The organism is Chitinophaga sp. Cy-1792 (assembly GCF_011752935.1).
GTDB lineage: Bacteria > Bacteroidota > Bacteroidia > Chitinophagales > Chitinophagaceae > Chitinophaga.
On record NZ_VWWO01000001.1, the window covers coordinates 1842277 to 1854910 of the forward strand.

Annotated in this window: 9 protein-coding genes; 8 read left to right on the top strand and 1 reads right to left on the bottom strand. The window is 47.5% G+C overall.

What is annotated here, in order from left to right; all coding sequences use genetic code 11:
- Window positions 1–210: 210 nt before the first annotated feature.
- From F3J22_RS07565 to F3J22_RS07585, 5 genes are read left to right on the top strand one after another with little or no spacing between them, the layout of a single operon-like run.
- Window positions 211–1707, top strand: coding sequence for a tagaturonate reductase (locus F3J22_RS07565; RefSeq protein ID WP_167015830.1), 1497 nt, complete (start codon window positions 211–213; stop codon window positions 1705–1707).
- Between the two features lie 13 nt (window positions 1708–1720).
- Complete coding sequence (uxaC, locus tag F3J22_RS07570; RefSeq protein ID WP_167015832.1) at window positions 1721–3115, top strand: glucuronate isomerase; 1395 nt, start codon at window positions 1721–1723, stop codon at window positions 3113–3115.
- Window positions 3115–4113, top strand: coding sequence for a sugar kinase (locus tag F3J22_RS07575; RefSeq protein ID WP_167015834.1), 999 nt, complete (start codon window positions 3115–3117; stop codon window positions 4111–4113). Before uxaC ends, F3J22_RS07575 begins: the two co-directional genes overlap by 1 nt.
- Window positions 4114–4116: 3 nt before the next feature.
- Entirely contained in the window at window positions 4117–4779 is a 663-nt protein-coding gene (locus F3J22_RS07580) for a bifunctional 4-hydroxy-2-oxoglutarate aldolase/2-dehydro-3-deoxy-phosphogluconate aldolase (protein ID WP_167015837.1), read from the top strand.
- Between the two features lie 35 nt (window positions 4780–4814).
- On the top strand, window positions 4815–6158 hold the full coding sequence (locus tag F3J22_RS07585; protein ID WP_167015839.1) for an MFS transporter: 1344 nt from the start codon (window positions 4815–4817) through the stop codon (window positions 6156–6158).
- A 246-nt stretch (window positions 6159–6404) separates the two neighbouring features.
- Here the strand turns inward: F3J22_RS07585 and F3J22_RS07590 are convergent, their stop codons facing one another.
- Window positions 6405–8051 carry a UxaA family hydrolase gene (locus F3J22_RS07590; protein WP_167015841.1) on the bottom strand — a complete coding sequence of 549 codons (1647 nt, stop codon included), beginning with the start codon at window positions 8049–8051 and terminating at the stop codon, window positions 6405–6407.
- 298 nt (window positions 8052–8349) lie between these two features.
- Between F3J22_RS07590 and F3J22_RS07595 the strand changes: the two genes are divergently transcribed.
- From F3J22_RS07595 to kduI, 3 genes are all read left to right on the top strand, one after another.
- On the top strand, window positions 8350–10308 hold the full coding sequence (locus F3J22_RS07595) for a heparinase II/III family protein (protein WP_167015843.1): 1959 nt from the start codon (window positions 8350–8352) through the stop codon (window positions 10306–10308).
- Window positions 10309–10483: 175 nt separating this feature from the next.
- Window positions 10484–11749: a DUF2264 domain-containing protein gene (locus F3J22_RS07600; protein WP_167015845.1), complete on the top strand. Its 1266-nt coding sequence runs from the start codon at window positions 10484–10486 to the stop codon at window positions 11747–11749.
- A 36-nt stretch (window positions 11750–11785) separates the two neighbouring features.
- On the top strand, window positions 11786–12628 hold the full coding sequence (gene kduI / locus F3J22_RS07605) for a 5-dehydro-4-deoxy-D-glucuronate isomerase (RefSeq protein WP_167015847.1): 843 nt from the start codon (window positions 11786–11788) through the stop codon (window positions 12626–12628).
- Window positions 12629–12634 lie beyond the last annotated feature (6 nt).

Consider the following 12634-nt stretch of genomic DNA (forward strand, 5'->3'; position numbering starts at 1 on the left):
AAAATAGTTTAAGGCTGCAAAATTACTTATTTTCCAGCCAATGCAGGTACTCACATTATCGATATTAGCAATACTACCATCAATTATGACTATTTGATGATAGCTTTTTGCTAATCTATGCCGTTTAATTAGCGAATTACTACAAAATGTTACCTTTTGCTTCAAATTGTTAATTTCGCATTCTATATTTATTGTCCAAAGTAGAAGTAAATGTTAGCAACACTTAACAAAGAGCTCATCACTAAAAGAGCTGATTCCGGCGTTCATGAAAAACTGTTCCAGTACCCGGAGAAAATACTGCAATTCGGTACTGGCGTGCTTTTGCGCGGACTGGTAGACTACCTCGTAGATAAAGCCAACAAACAGGATATCTTCCAGGGCCGCATCGTTGTCATTAAAAGCACCGACGGCGATACCAGCGATTTCGACCAGCAGGATGGCCTCTATACCACCCATATTAAAGGAATCTCCCAGGGTGAACTGGTTGATAGCGTCCTGGTAAATGCTTCTATTTCCCGTGTTTTGCAATCGAATGCAGAGTGGTCTGAAATTCTGAAAACGGTACATCAGCCTGATTTACAAACAATTATATCTAATACCACCGAAGTAGGGATTCAATACGTTCCGGAGAAGATCAGCGAAGGCGTCCCTTCCAGCTTCCCGGGAAAGCTCCTGGCCATTCTCTGGGAGAGATACCAGTTCTTCGGCGGCAGCAGCCATACCGGCTTTGTTATCGTACCTACTGAACTGGTGGTCGACAATGGCGTCCTCCTGAAAGACATTGTGCTTCAACTGGCCGCATTTAATGAATTACCAGCTGCTTTCACCGACTGGATTAATACCGCCAACAGGTTCTGCAGTTCCCTGGTAGACAGAATCGTCCCCGGCAAACCCCGTAACCTGGCTGAGCAGGAAGAAAAAGCAGGATATGCCGATAAACTGTGGATAGAAGTAGAACCATTTTTGCTTTGGGCTATCGAAGGAGATGAGTATATTAAGTCCGTTCTTTCTTTTTATAAGGCAGATGACCGGATGCTGATAGCGCCGAGCATCGTTCCTTTCCGTGAGCAGAAACTGCGTATCCTGAATGGTAGCCATACCGCCTCCGTGCCTATGGGCTTCCTTTCGGGACTTAATACCGTATATGAGTGTATGCAGGACGAGTATATGCGACATTTCTTCCAGCAGGTGGTACAACAGGAAATTCTGCCTACCATCAAGGATATTTGTCCGCAGGCGACGACCTTTGCACCCGATGTGCTGGACCGTTTTGCCAATCCGTTTATTGCGCATAAGCTGATCAGCATTACCTTCCAGGAGAGCTCTAAAATGAATGCACGCAATGTTCGCACGCTGGTACGCTATTATGAGCAGCAGCAGGCGTTACCTACTTATATGACACTGGGATTTGCTGCCATGCTGCTTTTCCTGAAACCGGCACGTGAAGAAGGTGGTAAATACTACGGTGTAAGAGATGGTGAGGAATACCTGATTACAGACGATAACATCGCCGTATTTGCGGAATACTGGCGCCAGTACAATGGCAGCCGGGAGATGGTGGCCGCAATCTGCAAGGATTTGCGCCTCTGGGAAGTAAACCTGGATGAGCTGCCAGGCTTTACCGATACCGTCGCAGCGCATTTAGAACAATTACAGCAACAGGGAGTAAAAGCATTTATCCGTCAGGAACTGGCGGCATCCAGATAAACTATACAGCGATATGAAAGAATTCTTGTCGGAGGACTTTTTGTTACAGACAGAGACAGCAAAGCGTTTATACTTTGACTACGCCAAATCCATGCCCATCATCGATTACCATAATCACCTGCCGCCGGATGAAATCGCGCAGAACAAGGTGTATGATAATCTTACCGCCATCTGGCTGAAGGGCGACCACTACAAATGGCGTGCGATGCGTGCCAACGGCGTAGCCGAAAAGTATATCACCGGTGATGCGGACGACTTTACGAAGTTCCGTCACTGGGCTGCTACTACGCCGTATACAATGCGTAATCCGTTGTACCACTGGTCGCACATGGAGCTGCGTAATCCTTTTGGTATCACGGAGCTGCTGAATGAGTCGTCCGCTGAGAGCATCTATAAGCGCTGTAATGAGCTGCTACCCGACCTGAGCACCCAATCCCTGCTGCAGCATTTTCAGGTGAAAGCCCTGTGTACTACCGATGATCCGGTGGATTCCCTGGAACATCACAGCACGATCGCTGCCAACCCATTCGGTACGGCGGTATTGCCTACCTTCCGCCCTGACAGGGCGATGGCGGTAGATAACCCTGCCATGTTCAACTCCTTTGTGGATAAACTCTCCGAAGTTCTCGGGTCAGACATCAACAGCTATGATAAATTACTCGCCGGACTGAAGCAGCGTCATGATTATTTCCATGAAAAGGGCGGCAGACTGAGTGATCACGGGCAGAGTGCATTTTATTTCAGGCAGACTACCGCTACGGAGCTGGAAAGGATCTTTCAGCAGGGCAGAAGTGGAAAAGTAGCCACTGAGCTGGAAAATGAGCAGTTCCGCACAGCAATGCTGCTGGAAATCTGTGCATGGAACCATGAAAGGGGATGGGCGCAGCAATTCCATGTGGGAGCTATCAGGAACAACAACAGCAGGCTGCTGGCTTCTTTCGGGGCAGATGCCGGCGTAGATTCCATAGGAGACTGGAAAAACGCCATTGCAATGAGTGCTTTCCTGAATGAACTAGATAAGAATAATAAACTCGCTAAAACAGTACTTTATAACCTGAATGGGGCTGACAACGATGTTTTTGCTACCATGGCAGGGAATTTCCAGGACGGAAGCATACCAGGAAAAATTCAGTATGGTTCCGGTTGGTGGTTCCTTGACCAGAAAGATGGTATGGAAAAACAAATGAACTGCTTAAGCAATATGGGCTTGCTTTCCAGGTTCGTTGGCATGTTAACGGACTCACGTAGTTTTCTTTCTTATTCGCGTCATGAATATTTCCGTCGTATTTTGTGTAACCTCCTGGGCCGGGATGTAGAAAATGGGGAGCTGCCTAATGACCTGAAATGGTTGGGCAAGATGGTGCAGGATATTTGTTACAATAATGCAAAAGCATATTTCGGATTCTAATGAAAGCAGTAAAAGTAATTACGTTTGGAGAGATCCTGTTAAGGCTTTCCCCGCAGCTGTCGTCCCATACAGCTGCGATTTACGTTGGGGGAGCAGAAGCCAATGTAGCCGCCGGACTTGCACAGTGGGGCACGCCGGTATCGTACCTCAGTAAAGTGCCCGATAACGGCCTTTCCAGAGATGTGCTGGCACAGCTGAGCGCACTGGGCATCGAAACGGACAGGATGTTATGGGGTGGCGACCGTATCGGGATTTATTACCTGGCACAGGGCAGCGACCTTAAACATGCGGAAGTGGTGTACGACAGGAAGTATTCCTCCTTTGCCGGCATTGAGCCGGGTACTACCGACTGGGATGCTATCCTGGGTGATGCGGAATGGTTTCACTGGAGCGCGATCACGCCGGCATTGAACCCGCAGGCAGCAGCCGTTTGTAAAGAAGTGCTGGAAGCGGCTACCCGTAAGGGCTTGATTATCTCCACAGATCTTAATTTCCGCAGCAAATTATGGCAGTATGGCAAAAAGCCATTTGAAGTGATGCCCGAGCTGGTGGAATATTGTGATGTGATCATGGGCAACATCTGGGCAGCACATACGATGCTGGATACTTCCCTGAATACCGCCGAGCTGGAGCGCGACACCAAAGAAGCTTACCTGGAGCAGGCCGAACATGTAGCAAAAGAAATAACGGACAGGTATAAACGCTGCAAGAGAGTGGCTTTCACGTTCCGTTTCTCTTCTGGTCCTACACACAACCATTACTATGCATTTTATTACAACGAAGGCAAAGTAAGTGTGAGCAAGGCTTATGATACCGACCAGGTGGTAGACAGAGTAGGTAGTGGCGATTGCTTTATGGCAGGCCTTATTCACGCGCAACTGGCAGGAAAAGACGATCAGGGCATTATTTCCTTTGCCGCTGCAGCTGCTTATTCCAAGTTTTTTGTGAAAGGTGATTTTAATACAACTCCAATCGAAGAGATTTATAAATTGATGTAGACTATGGCGCCGAAATCAGACATTATTTTAGCTGCTTTTCAGCAGAGCGGGATTATCCCGGTTTTTTACCACGACGATGTAAACGTTTGCCTGGAAGTACTGCAGGCATGTTATGACGGAGGTTTGCGCGTATTCGAATTTACGAGTCGCGGCGCCGCTGCCAGGGCTAACTTCAGCGCTATGCTGGAGAAGAAAAAGGCGACTATGCCAGAGATGTACCTGGGTATTGGTACCATTAAGAATGCAGATGATGCTGCTTTTTTTGCAGATGCAGGTGCTGATTTTATCGTTTGTCCGATTGTAGATCCGGCTACTGCCGCTATTTGTCAGCAAAAGTCCATCACCTGGATTCCGGGTTGTATGACGCCGACAGAAATTTCTGTTGCGGAAAAGAGTGGTGCGCAGCTGGTAAAACTGTTTCCTGGTAATGTGCTCGGACCTGGCTTTGCAACTGCTATCAAGCCGCTGTTTCCTGGACTGAAATTCATGCCTACCGGCGGTGTAGAGCCTACTGAGGCAAGTATGCAGCGTTGGTTTGATGCCGGTGTTGTATGTGTTGGTATGGGGTCCAATCTGCTGTCTAAGGCAGTGATCGAGAACCGCGACTGGGCAGCATTGAAAGAAAAAGTTATGCAAACGTTTGCAATTCTGAAAGCCTTAGCGTAAATTCAGCCACTTTATAAATTCCAAAATCAGCCGAAATGAATTCCACAACTTTAGGTAAATATCGCTGGGGCATCTGCGCGTTGTTATTCTTTGCGACCACGATTAATTATGTAGACAGGCAGGTAATAGGCTTATTGAAGGATACGCTGACGAAAGAGTTTAGCTGGACAGAGAAAGACTATAGTTATATTGTTACGGCATTTTCTGCCGCCTATGCATTGGGTTTACTGGGCTTTGGCCGTTTGATAGACAAAATAGGCAGTAAGCTGGGGTATACTGTATCTGTAGCTATCTGGAGTATTTCTGCCATGGCACATGCTGCTGCCCGTTCCACATTTGGCTTTGGTGCTGCCCGTTCTGTACTGGGTGTGAGCGAAGCCGGTAACTTCCCTGCAGCTATCAAAACGGTAGCGGAATGGTTTCCTAAAAAAGAGCGGGCACTGGCCACCGGATTATTTAACTCCGGCGCCAACATTGCTGCCATCGTAGGCCCACCGGCTGTTTATTGGATCCTGACATCCTACCACTGGCAAACGGCCTTTATCTGGACCGGTGCTATTGGTTTTATCTGGCTGATATTCTGGTGGATGTTTTATGAAGTTCCTGCCAAACAGAAACGTTTGTCAAAAGAGGAATATGCCTTTATTCACAGCGATAACGAAGAAGTAAAAGACGTAGAAGAGAAACCACAGTCTGTAAAATGGGGTAAGCTGTTTACGGTGCGTCAGACATGGGCTTTCGTATTTGGTAAACTGCTGACAGATCCTGTATGGTGGTTCTTCCTGTTTTGGTTGCCTACCTATCTTACCTCTACCTATCACCTGGATATGGAATCAACCAAAGGCTGGCCGTTGGTAGTTGTATATTCTATTTCCAGCGTTGGTAGCATCTTTGGTGGATGGTTATCTTCTTACCTGATCAAAAAAGGCTGGCCTGTATTTAAAGCGAGAAAAGTTTCTATGCTGGCATTTGCCATTGCAGTGGTACCGGTAGTAATAGTACCACATGTCAACAATCTGGCTGTAGGCCTGGGATTGATCGGACTGGCTACTGCAGCGCACCAGGCATGGTCTGCAACCATTTTCACCACGGTATCTGATATGTTCCCTAAAAAGGCGGTTAGTTCTGTAGTAGGTATTGGTGGTATGGCCGGTTCCGTGGGAGGTTCACTGTTCCCGCTGCTGGTAGGTGTTATCCTTGATCATTACAAAACACTCAATAATATTTCAACAGGATATGGTATTATCCTGACTGTCTGCGGTGTTGCCTACCTGGCAGCCTGGCTGCTGATGCATGCATTTGCCCCAAGAATGGAGCAGGTACAGCTGGATGAGCCAATTACTGCAGATGATAAAAAGAACGCAGTTTATAGCAATTAAGCACGCTATCAAAGGGCTTCATAGTTTAAGAAGAGTACCAGGCATGTAGAGTCAGGGGATGCGGCCCTGACTCTTTTTTTATGTCAATGACCAGCAATTGATTTAAGTTTTTTGTTTCTCCGTCCGCCGGAGGGGAAAGTTCTGCCCAACAAAAAACGGGCTGCCGCAGGCAGCCCGTTTTTTGTTGTTATTGTCCGTCCGCCACCGGCGGACGGACAATAACAACAATCGTAAAAAAGAAAGTCTTTACAAACTCACACCACGTTTCCACGGGATAAAATCATCCTGGTGCAGTAACTCAGCTTTGGTATGTACTTCACCGCTGGCGGTTTGTATCACATATTCCAGGATCTGCTCACCCATATCAGCGATGCTGTGCTGGCCGCTGATGATGGAGCCGGTATCGATATCAATGATATCAGGCATGCGGGTAGCCAGTTTGGTGTTGGTAGCGAGTTTTACTACCGGTGCAATCGGGTTGCCGGTAGGAGTACCTAAACCAGTGGTAAACAGTACAACGTTTGCGCCGGAACCAACTTCTGCGGAGGTAGACTCCACATCATTGCCTGGTGTGCAAAGCAGGTTTAATCCTGGTTTGGTAACATATTCTGTATAATCCAGTACATCAGTTACAGGAGAGGTACCTCCTTTTTTAGCTGCACCGGCGGATTTAATCGCATCTGTGATCAGGCCGTCTTTGATATTGCCAGGAGAAGGGTTCATGTAGAAACCGGAACCTACTGACTGCGCCTGGTTTTCATACGCACGCATAATGCGGATGAATTTCTCCGAAGTATTTTCGGTTGTACAACGGTTGATGAGCTCCTGTTCCACACCGCAGAGCTCAGGGAACTCAGAGAGGATAGAAGTACCGCCCAGTGCCACGAGCAGGTCGGAGGTATGACCTACTGCAGGGTTGGCAGAGATACCGGAGAATCCGTCGGAGCCGCCGCATTCCAGGCCTATTACCAGTTTAGATAACGGACTTGGCTGACGGGTATCCTTGTTAGCTGCTACCAGTGCCAGGAAAGTATCTTTGATGGCGGAAGAAAGCATCGAAAATTCAGAAGGACTCTTCTGTTGTTCATAAACCAGGATTGGTTTATTGAAAGATGGATTGAGTTTTTTCACCGCTTCCTGCAGGATGGATACCTGCGCGTGCTGGCAGCCCAGACTGAGCACGGTGGCACCTGCTACGTTAGGGTGGTGGATGTAACCAGCCAGGAGGGCGCAGAGCGCGTCTGAGTCCTGGCGTGTACCGCCGCAGCCACCTTCGTGGGTGAGGAATTTAATACCATCTATATTAGGAAATATTTTGCTACGCTTGTCCGTGTTGCTGGCAGCGCCGGCTTCATATTGCTTAATCGCTTCTAAATCACCTTTTTTATAGAGTTCCACGAGGTCAGTTACCTGTTCGTTGTAAATCTCTGCAGGAGCGAATCCAAGGCCTTTCTCGAAAGCTGTTTTGATCACGCTTACATTCCTGTTTTCACAGAATACCAGTGGAATTACCAGCCAGTAGTTACGGGTACCTACCTGCCCGTCTGCCCGTTGATAGCCCATGAAGGTGCGGTCTTTCCATTTGCTGATATCCGGTGCCTGCCATTGCTGGCTGCCTTCTTTTTCGTGGAAGGCATTGGCATCGTGTACTACGTTTTCGGTAGTCATGATGCCACCCTGGCGAATCGTCGTAACAGCTTTGGCAACCAGTACACCGTACATGATTACAGGTTCGCCACTGTTAATATCGTTAATGAGAAATTTATGTTTAGCGGGAGTGTTTTGCAGCAATTCTATCTCCTGGCCGTTGAATGTAATTTTTGTTCCAGCCTGTAAATCTTGCAATGCAACCAGCACATTATCGGCCGGATGTATTTGTAAATAACTGTTCATAAAAGCTAAAGTAGTAAATAAGGCAGCCGGCTGGTAATACTATCCTATTAATCCCTGATAACATTTTGCCTTCTTGCCAAATCAACGGAAATCGTTAACAGCAGCAAGTTACAAATGAATCAGGAAAAGATAAATTCAAATTAAAAGGTTTAAATACCATCTGAAAAAAAGATTATGCAAACGTTTGAACAATTATTACATTGTATCATCTTTCCGGCATAAAGCCGGAATATTTAGTGAACAATGAAAACTGGATGACTATGCGCAAAGCTTACTCACCTTATAAATCTATAGCCCTATGCGGTTAATAAAATTATTCCACGTACTGACAGCGGCTGTGATGGCGCTTTCAGTGAATTTACAGGCACAATCGAAGCCGGCACCATCAGATTTCCTGGAAAAAGCCTGGCAGCAAGCCGGCGGCGCCACTGCTTTTGCAGGCAGGGATGCCTGGCGTAACGAGCTGAAATCTACCATACAGCAGCGTATCAATACACTGCCAGCGGCTACCAAAGCCGGACTGATAGAGGATGCGGAGAAAGCTTTGACTTTTAAATGGCCAGCTGTTACCGCTGATCTTTACCTGCAGTACCGCGACAATGGCAACAGGATTAATTTCGAAACCGTACAGGGCGAGCGCCGCAGAATGATGGTAGCACTGATAGCCGGTGAGCTGGTGGAACATAAAGGACGTTTTATGCCGCAGATAGCCAACGGCCTGTGGCTGGTGCTGGAAGAAAGCACCTGGGTATTACCTGCACATATTGGTGTGCAGAAATCTGGTGCCAACCTCCCCGATCCATCAGAGCAGATCATTGACCTGGTAGCAGGAGAAACCGCTGTAACACTAAGCTGGGCGCAGTTCCTGCTGAGAGAGGACCTGGACAAATATTCCGTGATCATCAACAAACGGATAGATTATGAACTGGACCGCCGTATCTACACCCCTTATCTGCAACGCGATGATTTCTGGTGGATGGGCTTCAAAGGTGGTCAGGTCAATAACTGGAACATCTGGATAAATAATAACATACTTAAAACTGCACTGCTCAATCTTGATAACACCGACAAACGCAATGCGGTTATCGCTAAAAGTATACGTAGTGCCGATAACTTCGTAAATGCCTATGCGCCCGATGGTGGCTGCGATGAAGGGCCGTCCTACTGGGGACATGCCGGTGGTAAGCTGATTGAAATGCTGGAATCCTTACAAAGCGCATCAGGCGGTAAGCTGGATTTCAGTAAAAACCCGCTCATGCATGCCATTGGCGCCTATATCTATAAAATGCATGTGGATAGTAACAGGTTCGTGAATTTTGCAGATGCTTCTGCCAGAAGTATCCCGCCACCACAGGATGTATTCATGTACGGCCAGTTATATCACGATACGCTGCTGACAAAGTTCGGTTCCTACCTGTATGGATTGGGACACCCTGATAAAGAAAGATTAAAAGCGAGTGCACTGGCTGAATTCGTATATGAGTTACTGTTGGGAGATGATATCCGGAGAACCCCGGCTGCGGCGCCTTATACTGCTGTCAACTGGCTACCTGATCTGCAGGTACTTTCCCTGCGTTCCAGGGCCGGTACGCCGAAAGGCTTATTCCTGGCGGCACAGGGCGGACATAATGCAGAGAGTCATAACCATAACGACGTAGGTAATTTTGTACTTTATGTAAACGGGCAACCCGCCATCATTGATGTTGGCGTAGGCACCTATACAAAGCAAACGTTTAGCAAAGACCGTTATCAGCTTTGGTATATGCAGAGTCAGTGGCATAACTGCCCTACCATTAACGGCATACAGCAGCAGGATGGCCGCAGGTTTCAGGCTGGTGACGTTTCTTTTAAGCAACGTCCTGACGGTGGTTTGCTGAAGATGGATATTGCTAAAGCATACCCTGAAGCAGCGCTGGTAAACAGCTGGGTGCGTACCTGGAATTTTACAGCCAATAATGCTACCGTGGTGCTCACGGATGAATATGACCTGAAAGAGTGGAAAGAGGCTTTCCGCTGCAATCTGATGAGTCCACAGGCGCCGGATACCAGCAAGGCAGGCGTACTGGTTATCAAAGGTAATGGCAATGACCTGGTGGTAAACTATGATCCGGCATTGCTGGAAGTGACTACCACACAGCAACCTATTGATGATCCACGCCTTTCCTCCGTATGGGGCAATAGCGTTACGCGTATTAGTATGGTTGCTAAAAAGCAGCAGCTGCGCGGAAAATACACCATCAAATTTGCGTTAAAATAGCATTGGGTGGCTATGGCTGCCCAGCTCACCAAATATTTTTTCAATGCCGCAAACGCAATACCGGCGTGTATTATAATCGATTGCATAAAATATCGCTTGGATTATTGCAAACGTTTGCATTAAATTAGGGTTTTAATAGCCCGGCATCTGACAGAAACAGCAAAAACCAGATCGTTTGGAAAGAAGGAATTTTTTAAAGATGGCCCCGCTGGCCGGAATAGCGGGAATGGCAGCACCTTCCAGGGCGCTGGCAGGAACAGGAACAACTGCAGAAAATAATTTAGCCGCAGCTGCTATATCGGACCGTGAATACCAGGCAAAGCTACTGCAAAAGATAGCCGGCCCGGTAGTGGAGAACATGAGCAAAGGCACGCTGAAAAAGAACATGCCTAAAGAAAAAGGCCCGGGATACGGACTGGCATTGGAAAAGGTAACCTACCTGGAAGCTTTTGCACGCTGTATATCCGGACTGGCACCATGGCTGGCATTGCCGGACGACAGCACTGCAGAAGGCAAAGTGCGTAAGCAAATGAGAGAGCAGGTATTACAGGGTATTACCAATGCAGTTGATCCTACAGCAGCAGATTACCTCAACTTCCGCGAGGAAGGGCAGCCGCTGGTAGATGCCGCCTATTTATGTCAGACATTCATGCGTGCACCGGATACCTTCTGGAAGCCGCTGGACAATAAAACAAAAGCAAACGTTATCACCGAGCTGAAAGAGCTCAGACGTATACGTCCTGCCTATAATAACTGGTTACTCTTTGCGGGTATGGTGGAAGCTTTCCTGTCGTCTATCAACGAAGAATTTGAACCACTACGCACCATGGTAGCCACACAGAAAATGAAAGAGTGGTATGCCGGGGATGGCTTCTATTCAGACGGGCCGCAGTTTTCACTGGATTACTACAATGGCTATGTCATCCATCCTATGCTGACGGATATGCTGAAAGTGCTTGCCGACAATAAACAGGGAAGCAAGGCCGACTATGATCAGGCGATGAAGCGTATGCAGCGTTTTGCAGAACTGCAGGAACGTATGATCGCACCAGATGGTACCTATCCGGCATTAGGCAGGTCGATGACCTACCGTACGGCCGCATTTCAGCCACTGGTACAACTGGCGCTGATGCACCAGCTACCGGAAGGAATTGCACCTGCACAGGTACGTTGTGCCATGACAGCCATCATGAAACGGATCTTTGAGCAGGAAGGTACCTTCGATAAAAACGGCTGGCTGCAACTGGGGATCTGTGGTCATCAGCCGGAAGTGGCAGATGTCTATACTTCTACCGGAAGTTTATATATCTGTACCAATGGCTTCCTGGCACTGGGATTGCCAGCCGAAGACCCGTTCTGGGCTGCACCTGCCGCAGAATGGACGGCGCAGAAAGTATGGTCCGGCAAACCGGTTAAAAAAGATTACCACGTTACTTATTAAACATCAGTAAAAACTAATAACAACAGATAAAGTATTATGAGCAAACAATATGAATCCCGTTATGCAAGCAGTCCTGCTGAAGTAAAGCAGATGGATACTGCTACACTGAGAGAGGCATTTCTGATACCGCGTGTATTTGAGGCAGATGAAATCACCTGGGTACATACCCATTTCGACCGTTATCTGACCGGTGGTGCAATGCCTGTGAAAACAGCGCTGAAACTGGAAATTATTGACCTGCTGAAAGCTGATTATTTCCTGCAACGCAGAGAGTTGGGAATGATCAACGTAGGAGGAGATGGTATTGTAGAAGCTGATGGCGTACAATATGAAATTGCTTTTAAAGAAGCTTTATATATCGGAAAAGGTACACAACAGGTAACTTTCCGTAGTAAAGACGCTGCTAATCCGGCTAAATTCTACCTGAACTCTACACCTGCTCATCATACCTATCCAACTAAAAAGGTTACAAAAAATGAAGCGGAAGTGGTGACCCTGGGTGCCCTGGAAACATCTAACCACCGTACTATCAATAAACTGCTGGTAAATTCTGTACTGGAAACCTGTCAGTTACAGATGGGTATGACCGAACTGAAACCGGGCAGTGTATGGAATACCATGCCGGCACATACGCATGACAGAAGAATGGAAGTTTATTTCTATTTTGAAGTACCGGAAGGACAGTCTGTATGCCACTTTATGGGTCAGCCGCAGGAAACCAGGCATATCTGGATGCAGAACGAACAGGCGGTTATTTCTCCGCCATGGTCTGTTCACTCCGGCGCAGGTACCAGCAATTACACGTTTATCTGGGGTATGGCAGGTGAAAACCTGGACTATGGTGATATGGACCATTGCAAAATTACCGAGCTACGATAGTAACTG

Coding starts and splice junctions, on each gene's coding strand:
- F3J22_RS07580 (WP_167015837.1), top strand. CDS start 4,117: ATGGCGCCGAAATCAGACATTATTTTAGCTGCTTTTCAGCAGAGCGGG.
- F3J22_RS07585 (WP_167015839.1), top strand. CDS start 4,815: ATGAATTCCACAACTTTAGGTAAATATCGCTGGGGCATCTGCGCGTTG.
- F3J22_RS07565 (WP_167015830.1), top strand. CDS start 211: ATGTTAGCAACACTTAACAAAGAGCTCATCACTAAAAGAGCTGATTCC.
- F3J22_RS07575 (WP_167015834.1), top strand. CDS start 3,115: ATGAAAGCAGTAAAAGTAATTACGTTTGGAGAGATCCTGTTAAGGCTT.
- uxaC (WP_167015832.1), top strand. CDS start 1,721: ATGAAAGAATTCTTGTCGGAGGACTTTTTGTTACAGACAGAGACAGCA.
- kduI (WP_167015847.1), top strand. CDS start 11,786: ATGAGCAAACAATATGAATCCCGTTATGCAAGCAGTCCTGCTGAAGTA.
- F3J22_RS07595 (WP_167015843.1), top strand. CDS start 8,350: ATGCGGTTAATAAAATTATTCCACGTACTGACAGCGGCTGTGATGGCG.
- F3J22_RS07590 (WP_167015841.1), bottom strand. CDS start 8,051: ATGAACAGTTATTTACAAATACATCCGGCCGATAATGTGCTGGTTGCA.